Annotated in this window: 19 protein-coding genes; 13 read left to right on the top strand and 6 right to left on the bottom strand. The window is 46.4% G+C overall.

Features of this window, described 5'->3' with window-relative positions; genetic code table 11:
• Positions 1 to 26: 26 nt before the first annotated feature.
• Positions 27 to 392, bottom strand: coding sequence for a Rossmann-fold NAD(P)-binding domain-containing protein (locus HGP28_RS19220; protein ID WP_246225708.1), 366 nt, complete (start codon positions 390 to 392; stop codon positions 27 to 29).
• A complete protein-coding gene (locus HGP28_RS19225; RefSeq protein WP_246225709.1) occupies positions 389 to 889 on the bottom strand; it encodes an SDR family oxidoreductase in 501 nt (166 codons plus the stop codon). The genes HGP28_RS19220 and HGP28_RS19225 overlap by 4 nt, the downstream gene beginning before the upstream one ends.
• A 156-nt stretch (positions 890 to 1,045) precedes the next feature.
• Between HGP28_RS19225 and HGP28_RS12920 the strand changes: the two genes are divergently transcribed.
• Both HGP28_RS12920 and HGP28_RS12925 read left to right on the top strand, forming a co-directional pair.
• Positions 1,046 to 2,023 carry a CobW family GTP-binding protein gene (locus tag HGP28_RS12920; protein ID WP_168836888.1) on the top strand — a complete coding sequence of 326 codons (978 nt, stop codon included), beginning with the start codon at positions 1,046 to 1,048 and terminating at the stop codon, positions 2,021 to 2,023.
• A 148-nt stretch (positions 2,024 to 2,171) separates the two neighbouring features.
• The gene (locus tag HGP28_RS12925; RefSeq protein ID WP_168836889.1) at positions 2,172 to 3,458 is read left to right on the top strand and encodes a DEAD/DEAH box helicase; all 1,287 of its coding nucleotides are present in this window, start codon (positions 2,172 to 2,174) and stop codon (positions 3,456 to 3,458) included.
• Between the two features lie 77 nt (positions 3,459 to 3,535).
• Here the strand turns inward: HGP28_RS12925 and HGP28_RS12930 are convergent, their stop codons facing one another.
• The gene (locus HGP28_RS12930; RefSeq protein ID WP_168836890.1) at positions 3,536 to 5,293 is read right to left on the bottom strand and encodes a phospho-sugar mutase; all 1,758 of its coding nucleotides are present in this window, start codon (positions 5,291 to 5,293) and stop codon (positions 3,536 to 3,538) included.
• 392 nt (positions 5,294 to 5,685) lie between these two features.
• On the opposite strand from HGP28_RS12930, the gene coxB reads away from it, so the two are divergent.
• The 4 genes from coxB to HGP28_RS12950 are packed head-to-tail and all read left to right on the top strand — an operon-like array spanning position 5,686 to position 10,005.
• Positions 5,686 to 6,867 carry a cytochrome c oxidase subunit II gene (gene coxB / locus HGP28_RS12935; RefSeq protein WP_439333858.1) on the top strand — a complete coding sequence of 394 codons (1,182 nt, stop codon included), beginning with the start codon at positions 5,686 to 5,688 and terminating at the stop codon, positions 6,865 to 6,867.
• On the top strand, positions 6,864 to 8,525 hold the full coding sequence (gene ctaD, locus HGP28_RS12940; protein ID WP_168836891.1) for a cytochrome c oxidase subunit I: 1,662 nt from the start codon (positions 6,864 to 6,866) through the stop codon (positions 8,523 to 8,525). Before coxB ends, ctaD begins: the two co-directional genes overlap by 4 nt.
• 8 nt (positions 8,526 to 8,533) lie before the next feature.
• A complete protein-coding gene (locus HGP28_RS12945) occupies positions 8,534 to 9,121 on the top strand; it encodes a cytochrome c oxidase assembly protein (RefSeq protein ID WP_168836892.1) in 588 nt (195 codons plus the stop codon).
• A complete protein-coding gene (locus HGP28_RS12950) occupies positions 9,121 to 10,005 on the top strand; it encodes a cytochrome c oxidase subunit 3 (protein WP_168836893.1) in 885 nt (294 codons plus the stop codon). Before HGP28_RS12945 ends, HGP28_RS12950 begins: the two co-directional genes overlap by 1 nt.
• A 204-nt stretch (positions 10,006 to 10,209) precedes the next feature.
• Here the strand turns inward: HGP28_RS12950 and HGP28_RS12955 are convergent, their stop codons facing one another.
• A complete protein-coding gene (locus HGP28_RS12955; RefSeq protein WP_168836894.1) occupies positions 10,210 to 10,455 on the bottom strand; it encodes a DUF2909 family protein in 246 nt (81 codons plus the stop codon).
• Between the two features lie 22 nt (positions 10,456 to 10,477).
• Between HGP28_RS12955 and HGP28_RS12960 the strand changes: the two genes are divergently transcribed.
• The 5 genes from HGP28_RS12960 (at position 10,478) to aroG (ending at position 15,386) form a co-directional block, all read left to right on the top strand.
• On the top strand, positions 10,478 to 11,230 hold the full coding sequence (locus HGP28_RS12960; protein ID WP_168836895.1) for an SURF1 family protein: 753 nt from the start codon (positions 10,478 to 10,480) through the stop codon (positions 11,228 to 11,230).
• Positions 11,231 to 11,239: 9 nt separating this feature from the next.
• A complete protein-coding gene (locus tag HGP28_RS12965; RefSeq protein ID WP_168836896.1) occupies positions 11,240 to 11,788 on the top strand; it encodes a redox-active disulfide-containing membrane protein in 549 nt (182 codons plus the stop codon).
• A 17-nt stretch (positions 11,789 to 11,805) separates the two neighbouring features.
• A complete protein-coding gene (locus HGP28_RS12970; RefSeq protein ID WP_439333859.1) occupies positions 11,806 to 12,933 on the top strand; it encodes a COX15/CtaA family protein in 1,128 nt (375 codons plus the stop codon).
• Positions 12,926 to 13,840, top strand: a complete 915-nt coding sequence (gene cyoE, locus HGP28_RS12975) for a heme o synthase (protein WP_168836898.1) — start codon at positions 12,926 to 12,928, stop codon at positions 13,838 to 13,840. The genes HGP28_RS12970 and cyoE overlap by 8 nt, the downstream gene beginning before the upstream one ends.
• A gap of 496 nt (positions 13,841 to 14,336) precedes the next feature.
• The gene (gene aroG, locus HGP28_RS12980; protein ID WP_168836899.1) at positions 14,337 to 15,386 is read left to right on the top strand and encodes a 3-deoxy-7-phosphoheptulonate synthase AroG; all 1,050 of its coding nucleotides are present in this window, start codon (positions 14,337 to 14,339) and stop codon (positions 15,384 to 15,386) included.
• Positions 15,387 to 15,458: 72 nt separating this feature from the next.
• On the opposite strand, the gene tal is transcribed toward aroG, so the two are convergent.
• Positions 15,459 to 16,409 (bottom strand): transaldolase, encoded by a 951-nt coding sequence (gene tal, locus HGP28_RS12985; RefSeq protein ID WP_168836900.1) that lies wholly within the window; start codon positions 16,407 to 16,409, stop codon positions 15,459 to 15,461.
• A 570-nt stretch (positions 16,410 to 16,979) separates the two neighbouring features.
• On the opposite strand from tal, the gene HGP28_RS12990 reads away from it, so the two are divergent.
• Both HGP28_RS12990 and HGP28_RS12995 read left to right on the top strand, forming a co-directional pair.
• Positions 16,980 to 17,981 (top strand): sugar-binding transcriptional regulator, encoded by a 1,002-nt coding sequence (locus HGP28_RS12990; protein ID WP_168836901.1) that lies wholly within the window; start codon positions 16,980 to 16,982, stop codon positions 17,979 to 17,981.
• Positions 17,982 to 18,344: 363 nt separating this feature from the next.
• Positions 18,345 to 19,685, top strand: coding sequence for a glycoside hydrolase family 18 protein (locus HGP28_RS12995; protein ID WP_439333860.1), 1,341 nt, complete (start codon positions 18,345 to 18,347; stop codon positions 19,683 to 19,685).
• Between the two features lie 78 nt (positions 19,686 to 19,763).
• On the opposite strand, the gene HGP28_RS13000 is transcribed toward HGP28_RS12995, so the two are convergent.
• A complete protein-coding gene (locus HGP28_RS13000; protein WP_168836903.1) occupies positions 19,764 to 20,621 on the bottom strand; it encodes a sulfurtransferase in 858 nt (285 codons plus the stop codon).
• Between the last annotated feature and the right edge of the window lie 124 nt (positions 20,622 to 20,745).

Genomic DNA, 20,745 nt, shown 5'->3' on the forward strand with positions numbered 1-20,745 from the left:
TGAAAGTTGCTTAGCCGCGTGAAATGTTAATCTCGCGAAAATAGCGGCGCCACTTCTTTGGCAAATGCTTCAAATTGACGTGGCGGTCGCCCAAGAACTGTGGCGACATCTTGTGAGATCCCGCTGTAGTCTCCCTCGGCAAACCAAGCCATGATCTCCGCGAGACGCTGCGCCAACCAATCATTGATACCGGCAGCCTTCATTGCAATTTCGGCATCCTCGCGTGAAATCGGCACGTAGTCAATCGAATACCCCACAGCGGCTGAAAGTATCGATGCTTGTTCCGCAAAACTTAAGCTCTCTGGGCCAGTTAATTGATAAGTTTTATTTTTATGCCCCATTTGGGTTAACGCGCAAACGGCGACCGCTGCCACATCGCGAATATCTATCACGCTCTGTTTCGCCTCAGCGAGAGGTAGGTAGAATTTTTGACTGGTTTTGATTGTGTCGATATCCCCGAGTAGGTTTTGAAAAACGAGTTGGGTTGCAGCAGGGTGTAATTGATTCCTGATGCTTTGACCAGTTCATCGGTAAGTGCATGTGTGCGAATAATGGAAGAACCGGATTGCGCATTTGCGCCCAACCCTGAGAGTTTTACCAAATGGTTGACGTGCTGCGCGCTCATGGCTTGTAAAACGTTGCGGGTCCACGTTTCGTTATTGGGGTGAGCGGGCATGGCAAAATAGACACTATGAATCCCTTCCATCGCGTGAGTCAGAGACTCGACATCGTTAAAATCACCTTCAAAAATATGAGAAGACGAAAGGTGAAAGGGTTCGGCAAGAGCCTTGTCTTTAACAAAGACCTTGCAATAAAAACTATTTTGTTTCAGTTGGCTAACTACCTCTCTACCAGTATTTCCGACAGCGCCTAGTACTAATATTGTCATTGTTTTCCCGCCTTTACTGTTTCTAATCAACGGTACTAAGTAAGATTACCGTTTGGTCTTGGTAACAGTTTAGGTGAGGAATACAGCGGATTCTCGCCTCTTGAGGCGAGTTGGGTATATGATATTGCGATTTTAACGTTATCAGGAGCGCTATTGATGAGCCAACGTATTCCCACCAACATTATTACGGGATTTTTAGGCGCAGGAAAAACCACTGCGATATTGAATCTGCTTCAGAATAAACCCGCTCATGAGAACTGGGCCGTGTTGGTTAACGAGTTTGGTGAAGTTGGGATTGATGGCGCGATGATGCTTGAATCTGGTGCCATGATCAAAGAAGTCGCGGGAGGGTGTATGTGCTGCACAGCAGGCGTGCCAACTTCAGTCGCATTGACGGCTTTATTACGTTTAAATCCAGACCGCTTATTGATAGAGCCTACCGGCCTTGGACACCCGCATAAAATTCTTGCTTTGCTACAGTCGGCGCAATTTAATCCGTACATCGAGGTCAAAGCGACCTTAGCACTGCTAGACCCTCGCCACCTTAGTCAGGAAAAATATGTCTCAAACGCCAATTTTAATGACCAGCTTGCAATGGCAGACATCGTGGTTGCGAATAAACAAGATCTGTGTACGCCGAGTGATATAGAAGCGTTTGAGGCGTGGTCTGCAGCGCAAGCTCCGGCAAAACGTGCCACGCTTTTTGCGACCAACGGTGATATTGAGCCTGCTCTGCTTGAATATACGCCGATAAACGATGGCAGTGCGATTGAAGCAGAGGCTCACCATCATCACCATGCTGATATGGAACCCCAGTTTCAATTGGCGCCGGATCAGATTTATGTGCGTAAGGAAAACCGAGGGCAAGGGCATTTCAGCTGTGGTTGGATTTTTGGCGCAGAAAAGACGTTTCGGTTTGACGGTCTGATGGGCATGCTTAACCGTTTAGATGCAGAGCGCATCAAAGGGGTGATGAATACCGAGCAGGGCTGTTTTGCGTTTAATAAAGCCAGTGGCGTCTTGTCAATCAATGCACTAACGCTTGAGGGATTTGAGTCGAGAATTGAAGTGATTCATAGCCAAGCGCTAGACTGGGATACACTTGAGCAGAATTTGTGTCAATTGTTCGAATGAGAACGCTGCCTCTTCAAGTGGGAAGGGGATATCTACCTCGCATCTTGACGCGACTTAGGTATAATGCTCCGCTTCGATTTTGTTGTACCCATTGCCACTGTGCAAGTTAGGGTATGATGTTGTCTCTTTTGTTTATAGGAAGCAATTCATGTCTTTTGCATCTCAAGGTTTTGCGCCGGAAGTGGTTAAAGCATTGGACGAGTGCGGTTATGAAAAACTCACTCCCATTCAACAACAGGCCATACCCGTAGCGCGGCGTGGTCATGATATTTTTGCCACAGCGCAAACGGGAACGGGTAAAACCGCGGCGTTTTCGCTTCCTCTCATTCAAAAGTTGCTTGATAGCGGAAAATCAGCCTCGCGCAAAACGGCGCGTGCTCTGATTTTAGCGCCAACTCGCGAACTTGCTGAACAGATTGCAGACAACATTAAGGCTTACACTAAATACACTCCGCTTTCGGTCACGTCGGTATTTGGTGGTCGTAAAATGTCGTCACAGGTGCGCGCGTTAGAAACGGGCGTTGATATTCTAGTAGCAACACCGGGCCGACTCGAAGAGCATATCGAGCAAGGGAATGTGTCTGTCGCGAATATCGAGTTTTTAGTCTTTGATGAGGCCGACCGCATTCTTGATATGGGCTTTATTCATGCTGTGCGCAAAATCATGCTTGATGTGAATACCGACCCACAAATCATGATGTTTTCTGCTACCACATCAAGCCAATTGAATTTGTTAGCCAAAGACATTTTGCGTAAACCTAAGCGCATTGCAGTCGAACGAGCCAATACTACCGCCAGCACCGTAGCGCATGTTCTTTATCCAGTGGAACAAGAGCGTAAGACCGAGCTGCTCTCTGAATTGATTGGTCGCAAGAATTGGCAGCAAGTCTTGGTATTTGTGAATTACAAAGAGACGGCTAATGATGTGGTGCAGGAGCTAAAACTCAATGGCATTAAAGCGGTAGTGTGCCATGGTGATAAAGCCCAAAGCGCGCGTCGCCGTGCGTTAGATGAATTTAAGTCGGGTAAAGCGCGCGTCATGGTGGCAACTGATGTTGCGGCACGTGGTTTAGATATTGAGGATCTTCCTCATGTAGTGAACTACGATATGCCATTTTTGGCAGAAGATTATGTGCACCGCATTGGTCGTACTGGTCGCGCGGGTAAACGTGGTCATGCAGTATCGTTTGTGAATCGTGATGAAGAGCTAACGGTCGTGCAGGTGGAGAATTTGATCCAGCAACCGTTGCGTCGCATTGAGTTGGCAGGCTATGAGCCGAAAAATCGTGACAGCTATATTGAAAAATTGCACACCAAGCCATCAAGTCAGCGCCAAGGTCGTCGCAATAATCCTAATCAACCGTCAACTGATCAGGCCGCGGCCGAACGTCGTTTGGCGATGGTGCGTCGTTTAAAAGCAAGACGAACGCAGTAAGGCATCATGTTCAGAACGGCGCCTTATTGCGCCGTTCTGTTTTTTTACTTAATTGTCGATTTGCTTTCTAGTTGAACCTAGTGAGTGGGTAAGCTGCCTTGATGGGCGTGAATGAGCGCTGCCATTTTGGTTTCGGCAATCGCCTGCATTTCTGAAAAACTCTTTTCACTGTCAAAAGGACAGATCACTTCGTAGTAGCATTTGATCTTTGGCTCAGTTCCCGAAGGACGAACAATGACCCGAGAATGGTCTTTGAGGAAATAGATCAAAACATCGCTTGCCGGCAAATCAATCGCCTCAACCGAATCAGACGTATCATTATTTTCACCCTGTTGTGATCGGTCGTGTAGTGGTGAATAAATACGTTGCAGCGACTTTAAATCATCGATGCGTACAACATCTGAATTGGCAATGGATTTTGGTGGGCTTTGACGCAGTAAATCGCCAATCGGTGGCGTTTCAGGTGACAGTGCAATGCTGCGCTGAGCATTAAGATAAAAGCCATGCTGGCGATATAACACTTCAAGTTGGTCCCAGACAGTTTTCCCTTCATCGCGCAATTCATCAGCAAGATTGAGAAATGCGATTAATGCACTGAGCCCATCTTTATCCCACACATTGTTACCTATGGTGTAACCAAGCGCTTCTTCATAGGCAAATACAAATAGGTTCTCTTTTGTCTGTTTTTCCATCGCGACATTTGTTAGCCATTTAAACCCAGTCAGTGTTTGGTAATAGGGAGCGCCATGGCCACGGGCAACCATCTCTAAAAGACGAGACGACACTATGGTATTGCCCACAAGGCCATCAGTACCAAATAAAGTTTTATGTTTACGCAGCGCGTAATCACCCAGAAGGCAGCCCACTTGATCGCCCGTTAGCATTTGATAATGGCCGAGCTGGTTTGGCGCGGCAACCGCAAATCGGTCGGCATCTGGGTCGTTAGCGCAGGCTAAGTCTGCTTTGCGTTCCTCGGCCAGTGCGATGACTTTGTCCATCGCTCCTGGCTCTTCAGGGTTAGGAAAATTAACCGTGGGAAATGTACCATCGGGATAGCGCTGTGCATTCACTTGAGCAAAATGGCGATAGCCACTTTGCCTAACCATATGCTCGGCTAATGGCGCGCCAACACCATGCATCGCGGTGTAGGCAAGTGATAGTTGTTTACTGGATGACGACTGCAATAATGGATCGCCTAAGAGAGTGTCGCGGTATGTATCGTAAAAAGAGGTACGGAGCCACTCTAAGCGGCCCACTTGCTCTGCTTGTTCAAGGCTGTAGATTGTAAGCGTACTTTGCGCTGCGATTTCAATACACTCGGCAATGCCCGCATCGTGAGGGGGAATAATTTGCGCACCGTTTTCCCAGTACACTTTAAAGCCATTATATTGAGGCGGGTTGTGACTTGCGGTCACAACGACTGCAGCTGCCGCGTCGAAATGACGCACGCCAAACGCCACCAGTGGCGTAGGTGAGTAGTCTGCGGTTAAAAAGACTTTTATTCCAAGCGCGGCGAGGGCACCTGCGGTATCGTGGGCAAACTGTCGGGAGTCGATACGGCCATCAAATCCGACGACGACGCCTCGCTCCGCTGCATTATCCACGGTTTTAAGTAGATAGTGACCAAGACCCGTTGCCGTTTCTTGAATGACTAGGCGATTCATTCGATTCGGCCCAGCACCCACTTCACCACGAAGTCCAGCCGTTCCAAATGCGAGACGAGTCTTAAACCGGCTAGTTAATTCGTGCTGGTTGTTGTTATCGATAAGAGATTGCAACTCGCGTTGAGTTTTTGGGTCTGGGTCGCGGCTCAGCCAGCGTTTTACGTCATCCATTCTGCATTCCTCTCTGTTTCACTTCATACCAATGTATGTGAATATTTTGCGCTCTTCCAGTCGTATTGATTAACTTCTCATCCCATTTTGAGCGCTATGTAGACCGCTCATTACTGAGTCTGTTTAGGTTTACCAAGTGCTCAGAGGCTTTGCCGGTTTGCTGCTTACTTGCAACGCCAAGTCGTTTGGACATGAACTTTAATGACACTTTTATTGCTTTCAGAACGAAGCGCTGGGTATGCCACATTAGTGGTACATTTTCACGGTGAATTTCTTGAATAATAAAGGAACTGCTCCTAGCCTCATTTACATAACCGTAACATTTGCCTTTAAGGTTAATGATGCGTTTTTGAACAATCTTCGATGGAAAGAGGAGTGGGCGCTTGAACGGAATAACAGCGACACTAACACGAGTGGGGGTGTTGGTCAGCGTGCTTTTAGCCTCAGTGCAAAGCTGGGCAAAATCAGATTACAACATGACCGAAGGGGTCACGGCGGTCAGTGCTGATGTGTATCAGCTTCATATGTTGATTTTCTATATTTGCTGCGGTATTGCCGCGATCGTTTTCGGCATTATGTTTTATTCGATTTACAAACATCGTAAATCAAAAGGGGCTGTTGCGGCGCATTTTCACGAAAGTACAAAAGTCGAAGTGCTCTGGACCATTATTCCCGTGATCATTTTGATCGCGATGGCGATTCCAGCGACCAAGACATTAATCGCCATGGAAGACACGTCTAAATCCGATTTAACGGTGAAAATTACGGGGTCTCAATGGAAGTGGCATTACAGCTATTTCGGAGAAGACGTTGAATTTTTCAGTTTGTTATCAACCAGTCAAGCTGAGATAGACAACGAAGCGCCAAAGGGTGCGAACTATTTGCTCGAAGTTGACCAGCCTCTCGTCCTACCGATTAACCGCAAAGTGCGATTTTTAATGACGTCAGACGATGTGATTCACTCCTGGTGGGTGCCAGCGTTTGCGGTAAAGAAAGACACTATCCCTGGGTTTATTAACGAAGCTTGGACGCAAATTGATACTCCGGGAGTCTATCGAGGCCAATGCGCTGAGTTGTGTGGTCGAGCTCATGGCTTTATGCCGATTGTGGTTCACGCGATGGGAGAGCAAGAATTCGACACATGGTTGAATGACAAAAAAGCTGAGTTGGCCTTGATTCGTGCGCAAGAGCAAGCTGCTTTGGCGCAAGTGCTCTCTATCGATGACCTTATGACGCAGGGCGAGGATGTGTATATTGCGCGTTGCGCAGTCTGTCATCAGGCTAATGGGCAGGGTTTAGCTGGTGTGTTCCCTGCGATTAAAGACAGCCCTGTGGCCAAAGGCGATCTGGATTTGCACATATCAACCATTGTCAATGGCGTCTCCGGTACGGCAATGCAGGCCTTTTCTAATCAATTGAGTGAGCAGGAAATTGCCGCTGTGATCACCTATCAACGCAATGCGTGGGGTAATGATACGGGTGATATCGTGCAGGCATCAGATATCAATCAGTTTAAGGGCGCAGGGGAACAGAGCCCTAGCGCTGAGGATCAAAGCAAGGAGGCGGTGCAATGAGTGAGCCTGTTGATAAACACATTAAATCAGCGCCGGTGGGGGATGGAGGACATCTCGGCATGCAGGGCGGTAACATGCAAAATACCGCAGTAGCGGATGATGTTCATGATGACCACCATGCGCCTGCAGGTATCACGCGCTGGATTTTTTCAACCAGTCACAAAGATATTGGTACGCTCTATCTTTGGTTCAGTTTTGCCATGTTTCTCACTGGCGGCGCAATGGCGATGGTGATCCGCGCTGAGTTATTTGAGCCGGGACTGCAGCTGGTGGATCCGCAGTTTTTTAATCAAATGACAACCGTACATGGTCTTGTCATGGTGTTTGGGGCTGTGATGCCTGCGTTTACTGGGTTAGCGAACTGGATGATACCTTTGATGATTGGTGCACCAGACATGGCGCTACCTCGCATGAATAACCTCAGTTTTTGGATTCTACCATTTGCCTTCTTAATTCTGATTGGCTCTTTGTTCTTGCCAGGTGGTGGTCCAGATTTTGGCTGGACATTCTATGCTCCGCTCTCCACCACTTATGGGCCTGATAGTACCGCACTGTTTGTTTTTGCGGTTCATATTATGGGGATCAGCTCCATCATGGGAGCGATAAATGTCATTGTCACCATAGTCAATATGCGAGCTCCTGGCATGACATGGTTCAAGTTGCCTTTGTTTGTTTGGACATGGCTTATCACCGCATTTTTGCTGATTGCGGTGATGCCAGTATTGGCTGGCGCGGTCACTATGGTGCTCACAGATAAGTATTTTGGCACCAGTTTCTTTGACGCGGCAGGGGGCGGGGACCCCGTCATGTTCCAACACATCTTTTGGTTTTTTGGCCACCCAGAAGTGTACATCATGATTTTGCCTTCATTTGGCATTGTGTCGGCTATTATTCCCGCTTTCACTGGTAAAAAGCTGTTTGGTTATCACTCCATGGTGTATGCCACAGTGAGCATTGCACTGCTTTCATTCATTGTCTGGGCGCACCATATGTTTACGACAGGCATGCCAGTGTTTGCTGAGCTGTTTTTCATGTACGCGACGATGCTGATTGCCGTCCCAACAGGGGTAAAAGTGTTCAACTGGGTGGCAACCATGTGGCGAGGTTCAATGACATTTGAAACACCGATGCTGTTCACTATCGCTTTCATTGTGTTGTTTACCATCGGAGGCTTCTCCGGGCTGATGCTCTCGATTGTCCCCGCCGATTTTCAATACCATGACAGTTATTTTGTTGTGGCCCATTTTCATTATGTTTTGGTGTCTGGTGCGGTTTTTTCGATTATGGCCGCAGTTTATTACTGGTTACCCAAGTGGACCGGTCACATGTACGACAACCGCTTGAGCCAGTGGCATTTTTGGTGTTCGGTGATCTCCGTCAATGTGCTGTTTTTCCCTATGCACTTTTTAGGGTTGGCGGGTATGCCGCGACGGATCCCCGATTATGCGATTCAGTTTGCTGATATTAACCAAATAGTCTCGATTGGCGGCTTTGCGTTTGGGCTGTCGCAACTGATTTTCTTATGGGTTGTGATCAAATGTATTCGCGGTGGTGAGCCTGCGCCTGCGAAACCGTGGGAGCGAGCTGAAGGTTTGGAATGGACTGTACCGAGTCCAGCGCCGTACCACACATTTTCAACGCCACCTAAAATTGATTAGGAGGCATTATGGCGCAGCCAAAGGAACCAAACAGTAGTCACCAACATCGCAAACTCACGATTAAGTTGGTTTTGGCAACAGTGGCAATGTTTGGTTTTGGTTTTGCTCTTGTGCCGCTTTACGACGTTATGTGTGAGGCGCTTGGTATCAATGGTAAACCCAGTGATGTGGCGGCTGTTCAGCCTGTTGGCATGCATGCTGATATCACTCGAACAGTGCGGGTTGAGTTTCTGTCGCATGTCAATCCAGATATGCCATGGAGTTTTGAGCCTGCCACTGTAGTAATGGATGTGCATCCGGGCGAAGTCATTCAAACCGAATATCGAGCGCGCAATAACAGTGAACAGCGCATTATTGGCCAAGCGGTGCCGTCAGTCTCGCCTGGAGAAGGGGCGGTTTATTTTAATAAAATTGAATGCTTTTGTTTTAACCATCAGCCGCTTGATGGAATGGCGAGTACGAGCATGCCATTGATCTTTTATATCGAGCCAGACATTCCAGACTCGATTCACACCTTGACGCTCTCTTATACGCTGTACAATTTTTCCGCCCTACAGCGTCAAGAACCTTCATTGGCGGCCAAAAGGAGTGAGTAATGAGCTCAAATAATCAACCTTATTATGTGCCGGCGCAAAGCGCTTGGCCGATTGTCGGCGCATTTGGTCTGTTCATGGTGGCGGTAGGCGCAGGGCTGACGGTTCAAGGGCTACAAATGCCGGGCTTAACGGGGCCAATTGGACAGGTTTGCCTCGGTATTGGCTTTGTCGTGGTGCTGTACATGTTGGCTGGATGGCTGCGCAATGTTATCGCGGAGTCGCTTTCTGGTAAGTATAGCGCGCAGATGACACGCTCATTTCAGCAAGGGATGAGTTGGTTTATTTTTTCGGAAGTTATGTTTTTCGGCGCATTTTTTGGTGCGTTATTTTATGCGCGTATGATTTCCGTTCCATGGCTTGGTGGCGCGAGTAATAACGTGATGACCAATGTGGTGCTCTGGCCTGATTTTGTCGCAGTCTGGCCGTTGGTTGAAACCCCAAATGGTGAATTGACCAGAGCAATGCCTTGGGAAGGCTTGCCACTGATGAATACAATCATTTTACTGCTCTCGTCAATTACGCTGCATTTTGCTCATGTGAGCTTAGAAAAAGATCGTCGCTTTGCGCTAATTGTATGGTTAGAGATCACCATTATTTTGGCAATCGCTTTTTTGTTCTACCAAGCTAAGGAGTATATCCACGCTTACGAAGAGTTAGGATTAACCCTGCAATCAGGGGTTTATGGCAATACTTTCTTTATGCTCACTGGGTTTCACGGGCTTCATGTCTGTTTCGGGACAATCTTTTTAATCGCTTTGCTTTGGCGAATCGCTAAAGATCATTTTACGCCCAAAGAGCATTTTGCTTTTCAAGCAGGAAGTTGGTACTGGCATTTTGTCGACGTAGTTTGGTTGTCACTGTTTGTCTTTGTGTATGTGCTTTGAGAGTTCATGACGCCCGTTTGGCTATGTATACCCAAACAACTTAAAGATACAGGTAGGCGACAAGCGAGCAAAGCCTCTGAACATAGATGCGCTATGTGATGAGGTTGGTGAGTGCCCGTCCCTTCATTTTTTAAAGGAAAGCGCTGCAACTTCAAGTGGGACGGGTATAACGGCTTAATGTCTTTGGTTACACCTGCACCGTTTTTAGTAAGGGCTGGGATTTGGCGTTATCCAACCACTGCCTAACGCGATAAGTAACAGCAGGACGACGATAACGGACAGCGCAACTCGGCGACCAAGGTAGTGGCTCATTGGTTTCTGGGGTGAATTTGCATCGAGTTTATTATTAGTAGGCGCTTTGAGCATATGGAATAACGCTTTTGCGAGGTTAAGGATGATAAACAGCAGTAAACCGACCAAAAGGAGTTTAAACAAAAAAACGGATGACATACGCGCTCCATTAATGGGTGTGATGTCGCGCGACAAAGGCGCAGTAATCTCACTGAAATCGTTGTTGATGTTGTTTTTAACTCTGGGACTGTTTTCCATTTTGGTCAACTTGGGTTTTTGGCAACTTGACCGTGGTGATGAGAAAGCGGCGCTAGAAACCCAGCTTGAATACAATTCACGTCAGTCATCGCTGGCGCTGGAAGTCGTCATTAAGCGCGACCAGTGGAGCTGGCAAGAAACGTTAGGCCTGATGGTCGAGGCGGAATTTGAACCCACTCAGTTGCCTTTGCTACTGCTTGATAATCAGATTCTTAATGGTGAAGTTGGGTATTTGGTTTTTCAAATCATGCGGTATCAACAGCACTATATGCTGCTAGAGCTTGGGTTTAGCAAAGCGTCAATGCGTCGAGAACAACTGCCAGAGATCGAGCAGTTAACGGCTCGAACTGCAATGATAGGAAAGCTATACGCAAAACAGCCTAATCGGTTGAGCTCTGATTTGCATCCAGAGTTTTTTGAACCAAATAACTTAAACGTTGTGCGCATTCAGAATCTGAATATTGACGCGATTGGCGCACTATTTTCACTTGAACTGTTACCTGTGGCAATCCAACCGACGAACCTGACGGATTGGTCGATGCCGTTCCCTTGGCACCCGTTACCAATGAGCAGTGCCAAACATTATGGTTATGCTGCGCAGTGGTTCACCATGGCATTTGCACTTGTTATTTGTGTCGCTGCGGTTATCTGGTGCCATCGACGGCGTAAAATTTAAGGAATCGCTATGGAAGGAAATCGAACAAAAGGACGAATTGCACTTATTGCTTTAGTTTTAGTCTTTGTGATCCCGGTACTAATTGCAAAGCTGGTCCTGAATCAACATTGGTATCAATCTGGTGCATCCAATAACGGACAGCTGTTTACAGACTATATCACTCTAGAAAATTTGGGACAGTCGAATCCATACCAACAAGAGCAGTGGCAGCTTGTCTATGTGCTTCCAAAAAGTTGTGGCGCTATGTGCCAAACACAACTCCATCTGCTTGGTCAGAGTCACATTGCTCTGGGCCGTCACCAAGAGCGCGTAGCACCAGTGGTTTGGCAAGGGACTGAGCCTAGCATTGGCGGAGGGGAGAGTACCGGTGCGTATAAGGCGCTTAGAATGAGCGAAGCGTTAGCGGCTAAGGTGATGCCCGGCGATTTGGTCATTGTTGATCCGCTTGGGCAGCTCGTGATGCGTTATGAGACGTCGACAACGACAGATCCTATGTTGCAAAGCAAAGCCGTACTTGCTGATTTACGTAAATTGCTCAAATTATCGCGGGTCGGTTAAAAGGAGCTGCCATGAACATGCATAAAAACCAAAGTGCGATTGCGCGGTTACTTTGGCTAGAGCGTTTGGCGCTGATTCTTGTGGTGCTGGTGATTGTTTTAGGAGCTTATACACGGTTATCAAACGCGGGGCTAGGCTGCCCTGATTGGCCGGGCTGCTATGGACAGCTCTTAGTGCCATCGTCGGAACAAGCCGTAGAGCGCGCTAATCTCGCCTATCCTGAACGCGCAGTTGAGCCGTTTAAAGCGTGGCTTGAAATGGTGCATCGTTATTTTGCAGGAGGGCTGGGTTTACTGGTGTTAGCGATTGCGTGGCACTGTTTTCGTACACCAAAAGCGCCGCGAGTATTATCCACCTTAATTTGCGCCGTTATTACAGCGCAAGCTTTGCTCGGAATGTGGACGGTAACATTGAAACTAATGCCTGTCGTAGTGATGGCGCACTTGTTGGGTGGTTTTACAGTGTTTGTGCTTCTGGCGCTGTTGTACGCGCGGACTCGACGAGTGGCGCAAACTTTTGGGATATTCCCAAGCTCAGAAAAACAGACAATCAGCAAACCAACCAAGCGTAAGGAGTGGAAAACTCAAGGACGTCGCGCTTTGCTTGTTGGCACCATCGCATGGTTCGTTCTTGCGATACAAATCCTGCTCGGCGGTTGGACATCCGCCAACTACGCAGCACTGATGTGCACGACCTTACCCATTTGTCAGGGAGATTGGAGTCAATATCTTGATTGGTCAACTGCATTCTCATTTTGGCAAACCGGTTATGACAATTACGAATTTGGCGTGTTGGAATACCCAGCGCGAATGACGATTCACGTGGCGCATCGCATTGGCGCGGCCTGTACTTTGGTTGTGTTAGGCAGCTATTCGTTTTGGCTGGCGTGGCGTGGCCTTGCAAACCAACGTCGATTTGGGCAAGTGCTGCTTTGCTTATTATTGGTGCAAGTGTTGCTGGGCGTTGGCAATGTTGTGCTGTCACTACCGATTGCAATTGCAGTCGCACATAACTTAGTTGGCGCTCTTCTATTGGTGGTGACGTCGTTATCTCTGCGCACCTTAATTGCAGAAAGATCAGAAAGTACATTAGTGGAAAGACGTCGCCAGAACGACCGAGGTAACACGGAGGTGGGTTATGAATAACTCAGTTTTAATTAATCAAAAAGAGAAGCCTTTTCAAGCTCGATCGCGTTGGCGTGCTTATCTTGAATTGACTAAGCCAAAAGTGGTTTTATTAATGCTGCTGACGGCTCTCGTTGGTATTTGCTTGGGTGCACCAAGTGTATTCCCATGGCAGCAAGCGATATATGGGTTGTTGGGTATTGCGTTAATGGCAGGATCTGCTGCCGCAGTTAACCACCTCATTGATCGAAATATTGATCAAAAAATGGCAAGAACTCATAAACGGCCGCTTCCTCAAGGAGAGATTTCCCCTGCAAATGTGTTGCTCTTTGCATTATTGCTAGGAGGGATTGGATTTGCTTTTTTGATAATCAAAGTCAACGCCATTACGGCATGGCTCACTTTGGCAAGCTTAGTGGGTTATGCGGTTCTCTACACTCTTTATCTGAAACGGGCAACGCCACAAAATATTGTCATTGCAGGGCTTGCTGGTGCAATGCCGCCTTTATTAGGCTGGACAACGGTCACAGGGCAAATGAGCGCGCAAGGTTGGTTGCTGGTTATGATTGTGTTTATTTGGACGCCACCTCATTTTTGGGCCTTGGCGGTGCACCGCGTGGCGGATTATCAACGAGCGAAGATCCCCATGTTGCCAGTGACTCATGGTGTTGAGTATACCAAAACGAGTATTTTGCTCTATACCGTTTTAATGACATTGGTGTGTTTACTGCCTTATTTGATTGGAATGTCTGGGATCTTGTATCTATTGGCATCTCTCGTTCTCAATACCGGATTTATGCTTCATGCGTGGAAGCTGAAATTTAATCCTTCAGAAAAAACGGCAATGGAGACGTTCAAATACTCAATCTATCAACTCATGCTGCTGTTCGCGGCTCTATTACTTGATCACTATACCCGTTCCACTTGAAGTTGCTGCGGTGTGTAGTGGCACTCACAAACCTCATCACATAGCGCCTCTATGTTTAGAGGCTTTGCTCGTTTGCTGCCTATCTGCATCTTCAAGTGGTTTAGGTATAAGCTGATAGAGTGCGGGTGTCTTGCTCGATGTACAATTGGGTGTAAATAAAAGTGTACTCGCTGGTATGTAATTAACTCGTGAAAAAATTTGCCTTTATTTTCAAAAAGTGATTGCGATAAAGTCATTTCCCCGATAACTTAGTCATGTTGATTGATGAGGGCCACACAATATATCTCCTCAACAACCAGTTTGATGTGATTAATGTTATCCCTTTTCTACTTGAAATTGCAGCGCATGCCGAAACTCATAGGCACTTGTACTCATAAATCTCACGTTATACTCAAATGCTTGAAGTTGGGAGAGTAAGTTGTTTGCTGGCAATTCAAAGTAGTTAGGGCATCATCAAACTGAAAGGAAAGCAAAAATGGATAGGAAGAAGTAAGTTATGTTTCAAACCGATGATGTACGAATTAATAAAGTCAAAGAACTGTTGCCACCAATAGCGGTTTTAGAGAAGTTTCCAGCAACAGAAAATGCTTCTTCTACAACATTTCAGTGCCGCAATGCTATTCACAATATTTTGCGTGGAGAAGATGACCGTCTATTGGTGATCGTTGGTCCATGTTCAATTCATGACACTGAAGCTGCGGTCGATTATGGTCGTCGTTTAGCCGCGTTGCGCGAAGAGCTAAAAGGCGAATTGGAAGTGGTTATGCGTGTTTATTTTGAAAAACCGCGAACCACAGTCGGCTGGAAGGGACTCATCAACGACCCGTATCTTAATGACACTTATAAAATCAATGATGGTTTGCGCATTGGCCGTAAATTGTTGCTCGATCTTACCGATATGGGCTTACCAACGGCGAGTGAATTTTTAGATATGATTTCGCCTCAGTATGTTGCAGATCTGATCAGTTGGGGCGCGATCGGGGCGCGTACAACCGAATCTCAAGTTCACCGTGAACTGGCATCAGGCTTGTCATGTCCAGTTGGCTTTAAAAATGGTACCGATGGCAATATCAAGATTGCGAGTGATGCGATTCGTTCTGCAAGCTCTGGGCATCATTTTTTATCGGTCACTAAGTTTGGTCATTCTGCGATCATTGAAACGGCGGGTAACCCTGACTGCCATATTATTTTGCGTGGTGGTAAAGAGCCTAACTACAGTGCATCTCATGTTGCTGCAATTAAAAATGAGCTTGAAGCGGCAGGTTTACCACAAAAAGTGATGATTGATTTTAGCCATGCGAACAGCTCTAAACAGTACCAGCGTCAGAAAGACGTTTGTGCTGATGTTTCGGCGCAAATCGCTCAAGGTGAAGACGCAATTTTTGGTGTGATGATTGAGTCTCACATTGAAGAAGGAAGACAGGATCTCGTATGCGGTGTTGCGCCAACTTATGGCCAGTCTATTACAGATGCCTGCATCGGTTGGGAAGACACAGAAGTTGTGCTGAAACAGTTGGCAGAAGCGGTGAAAGCGCGCCGTGGTTAATTTTCTCTAGGTGATCCTAACCTTCTTTAAATGAAAAAACCGAGTCTATGTGAGACTCGGTTTTTTTACAGCTTACAGCTTCGCCTCGATCATGGCTTCAAGTTTGCCTTGGTCAACCGCAAAATTACGAATACCCTCAGCCAACTTCTCAACGGCCATAGCATCTTGGTTATGATCCCACAAAAATTCAGCGTGAGTCATTGGCGCAGGGCGCGCTGCTTGGCCGTGTGAATCTGCTAGTTTTTGCTCCACAACGCCTTCCGCGGTTTCCAATTCAGCAAGTAGCGCCGGTGCAATGGTTAGGCGGTCACAACCCGCTAATTCGAGAATTTCGCCAATATTTCTAAAGCTTGCTCCCATAACAACGGTGCGGTAGCCGTGCGCTTTGTAATATTGATAAATGCTGGTTACGGACAAAACACCAGGATCTTCGTCGGCAGAAAAATCACGGCCTTCTTTGACTTTGTACCAATCCATAATTCGACCGACAAAAGGTGAAATCAAAAATACGCCCGCCTCAGCACAAGCACGCGCTTGTGCAAATGAGAACAATAACGTCAAATTACAGTTGATCCCTTCTTTTTCTAGAATTTCGGCTGCACGAATGCCTTCCCAAGTTGAGGCGAGTTTGATCAGAATTCGGTCGTTGCTGATACCCGCATCATTGTACATTTTAATCAGTTGGCGTGCCTTAGCGACACTGGCTTCTGTATCGTATGAGAGTCTTGCATCGACTTCAGTAGAAATACGCCCAGGAATGGAGGTTAAAATCTCTTTGCCGATGTTAACTGCAAGCATGTCGCAAGTATCTTGTACTTGCTGCTGTTTATCATCGCTTTGAGTTTTTGCATATTCAATGGCCGCATCGATTAGTGGAGCATATTCAGCTAGTTGAGCAGCCTTTAAGATCAATGATGGGTTGGTCGTCGCATCTTCTGGTTGATATTTTTTAATCGCATCAATTTCACCAGTATCGGCAACGACAGTGGTCATGGTGCGCAGCTGCGCTAGCTTGTTACTCATAATCGATCATCCTATCTCTTGGGCGCCACGCTATCGGCGCTAATTTGGCAAGACACATTTCCATTTCATGTGGTGGTGTCATTCATCAATTCGTTTCGGCGGCTTTACAAATGCATCGTACATTTGCTCATGGCGCGAATATTTGTTGATTTCATATTTATCTGAACCTTGCGGAAAGTCAAACTTTCCCATGCAGTTTGTCGAATTTTAACTAATAAAATCATAGTGCATCAGTCCTTAAACGGTTTGGATGCGCCTGATAATGTCAGAGGCGACTTGTTTATATCGTTCTGACTGAATTTCTTGTGTTGAGCATTCGCTCATTGGTGAGTCATATGTGCAGTAAGTTAGAGTAAAATATGGTGTTCATCATTCACTTCACCTAGTTTAGTGAACCGGATAAAATTCTATTTCCTTTCTACTTGAAGTTGCAGCGTTGTTGACAGGCACTCACAAACCTCATCACACAGTGTACCTATGTTCACGAAGTGCTCAGAGGCTTTGTTCGTTGGTCGCCTACCTGCAACTCCAAGTTGTTTGGGTATCAATAGTTGAGGCAAGGACGAAGTTATGAAACAAACTAAATTAGACGCGGAATTTAACAGTACTGATTTGTTAACTGAGGTAGCCGTTGCCTACTATCAAGATGGGGCAACACAAGAGGAAATATCAAAAAAGTTTTCACTATCTCGAGCAAAGGTAGGGCGTTTACTTAGACAGGCTCGTGATGAAGGGATTGTCGAAATAACAGTGAAATATCATCCTGTTTTTAGCGCTAAAATCGAACAAAGGTTGATAGAACGCTTTGGTGTTAAGAGAGCGTTGGTTGCGCTTGACCAAGCTGACGAGGAGCTGCAGCGCCAACAAGTCGCAGGTTTAGTTTCCCACTATCTGGCGAGTACTCTAAAAAACGGTATGGTCGTGACTGTGGGTCAAGGGCGCAATGTTTCAGCGGTTGCCCATCATGTTGGTGTGATCACGCCAAGGGACTGTAAATTTGTTTGTGGTATTGGTGGCATTCACCCTCGTGGCGGGAAATTTAATGCTGATCATATTTGTCGTCAGCTAGCGAAAAAATATGGCGGCAGTTCAGAGACCCTATATGCGCCGGCCTACGCGGAAAACCGTGAACAGAAACTTGCGTTTATGCAAAATAGTACCATTAAACAAACGCTGGATTTAGCACGTAAAGCGGATGTGGCCCTTGTGGGAATTGGTGATATGAGCGAGAACAGCTACATGGTTGATCTTGGCTGGTTTACAACCGACGAAGTCGTTCAATCTCGTTTGACTCAAGGCGTTGTTGGGGATTTTGCTGGCTACGATTTTTTCAATATCCATGGCGGTGTTGCTGATACAGTAATGAACGATCGTGTCATTGGTCTTGGAATCGAAGAGTTTCGTCCTATTGCGGAAGTGATTGCGATTGCTGCTGAAAACAGTAAGCCATTAGCTCTCTTGGGTGCGCTGCGCACAGGAGCAATTGATGTGGTGGCAACCAGTGTGAGTAATGCGCTTACGGTACTCAATCTTGATGAGCAGATGTTGGCATTAGCCTCACCTCATGCTTAATAAATTGGGGTATTTATTCAAATAAACAATGAGATGCCTCACGTTGTTTTGCGATCAACCGTAAAAACATCGTTAAATCTTGTACCATAAGCGCAAAAAACGTCGATTCACTCGCAGAGCCTATTTTTCATTGCAGCGAAGTGATCTCTGGTTGAGTAACGTTTCTATGTTCGGTCCATTTGATGGAGGCGTGCATTTAAGTAATGCAGGTCAAATAATAGCCGACATAAGAGGTGTTTGTGCGCAGAAGTTGCCGTTGTTACCCGCGGAGATGCAGCAGCAAATGGGTTTATGAAATGTACCGTCTATGGTACGCATTGTGATGAGAAATTGGCATGCCAGTACACGGAGAGCTTAATGAAGATACATAAAGCGATACTTGCGTTCGCTTTGACTAGCAGCTCATTTGTTAGTGCGTCAATGCAGGAAAATCACGCAAATGAAGTCCCACACGGTAAAGTTGTCGCTGCCTATTTTGCGGATTGGCAATATTTTCACCCAGATAAACCATACAATGTGAAAAATATTCCAGCAGAGAGTTTAACTCACATTATTTACGCCTTTCTAAGTATGTGTGGCCCTCATGAATATGCGTCAAAAGAAACACAAGGGCTCGTGAAGCAACAGTGCAAAGGAAAAAAGCCATTCACCGCCATAGTAGTGGACAAAAAATCTGCACTAACGCATGATTTTGGCCCTGTTGAAGCGGATGTTAATTATAAAGGGCATTTTGCTCAGTTAGCTCAACTTAAGTTAGAACATCCCGAGGTGAAAATTTTGCCTTCATTTGGCGGTTGGACCATGTCTGAGCCGTTTCATGAAATGGCCAAAGATCCTAACGCAATCAAACATTTTGCATATAGTGCTGCCGAGCTTATCGAGCGCTATTCGTTTTTTGATGGCATTGATATTAACTGGGAATATCCTGGTGGGGGAGGGCTGACAACTCAGCCATGGAATCCTGCGACGAAGCTGCTAGCTGACGAAATGGAATTGGAAAAAACAGCGTACACGGCTTTAGTTCAGCATTTGCGTGATGCTTTGGATGAGCTTGGCGCGAAGCACAATCGTTATTATACCTTGACGACTGCGGGGGGAGTGGCAGATAAAGCCCCACAAATCGATTGGCCTGCTGTTGCGCCAAATCTAGACCATATTTTTGCGATGACATTTGATTATCTTGGCGGTTGGGCAATATTTACTGGCCACTCTGCCAATCTTCATGCAACGGAGCGTAGCGTTTGGGGAATGGGCACAGATGTGTTTATTCAGCAGTTGCTGGATCTTGATGTACCGCCCGAGAAGATCGTGATGGGGACAACGCAATACGGCCGTGGTTGGGAAGGCACCAAAAATTATCATGGAGAGCCACCGTCAGAGACCTTAATGTCAGCACGTGGTGCGCAGTTTGGTACGGGTGAAAATGGTTATTTCCAATATTGGGATATCATAGAAAATTACGGCGAAAAGCAGGGGTTTCAATCTCACTTTGATAAAGAATCACAAGCGGCGTATTTGTGGCACCCTAAAGATAAAATTTTTATTTCTTACGAAAATGAACAGGCATTGCGAGCAAAGGTGAAATGGGCGAAAGCGAATGGATTAGGTGGCGTATTTAGTTGGGAATTATCGGGCGATCCTTCTGGTAAGCTAATGCGAGCCTTATACGACGAGATGCACTCTGCCGCTTCATTACCAGAATAAATCGATACCCATAACTAAAAAGCGAGTTGGGTATCGATTTGAGTCAGTTTGGCCGTCAAATTCTTTCTAATGATTCAGTTAGTTTAATTCCACGGGTAAGTCTGAACTTGCCCCCCATTCCGCCCATGAACCGTCATAAACGCATAACTTGGTATACCCGAGTAAACTTGCGGCAAGTAATGGTATGCAAGCGGTTACGCCTGAACCGCAATGAAAAATCATCTCTTGTTCAGAATGGTGTGCCAGTGTTTCAAATGGGTTCACCAGCTCGTGCATATCGATAAACTTCCCTTGTTTAAGAAAATACTCAAATGGTAAAGAGTGTGCATTTGGAATGTGGCCAGAACGCATGCCTTCACGAGGCTCAGGGACTAAACCATGAAAGCGCTGCTTTGAGCGGGCATCAAAAATGTGCGCACTCTGAGTACGACTTGCATTTAATACGGATTGTGCGTCAGTGAAAAACGTGGGATTGAAGCTGCCTTTAAAATCCCCCAAACATTGAGACGAATCTACGGCTTCGGTTTTATTCGTATTGAGTGGGACAGTTGGCCCATTGACAGCAATCCAAGCAGGTAATCCACCATTTAAAATCGAAATATGACGATGGCCCATGGCATGAAACATATACCACGCGCGTGGGGAAGTGTAAGTGCCAGCATTATCGTATACGACAATATGGCTAGTGTGATTAATGCCTAACTGTTGAGCGTGGTGATTGAATTGATCTTCACTGGGCATCATATGAGGAAGGGGGGATTGTTGATCGCAGATTATCGTTTCAAAATCGAAGCGCTGTGCGCCAGAGATTTTTCTGTCTTCTACGGCAGACTCTTGACCCGGTATTTTAAACGCCATACTAGCGTCTAATATGATGAGATTGGGGTCATTCAATATCGATAACAGTTGATTGGCACTGATCAGTGGGTTGTCCATATTCAGCCTTTAAACCATTGAGTGTTGGTGCCATAGTAACTGAAATTTTGATGCACCTATACCACCAAAGCCGCATACTGCTGCGGCTTTGGTGAAAGCAATGGTATTTTCCGGGCTAGCGACT

It is taken from the genome of Vibrio agarilyticus (assembly GCF_012641465.1).
Lineage (GTDB): Bacteria > Pseudomonadota > Gammaproteobacteria > Enterobacterales > Vibrionaceae > Vibrio > Vibrio agarilyticus.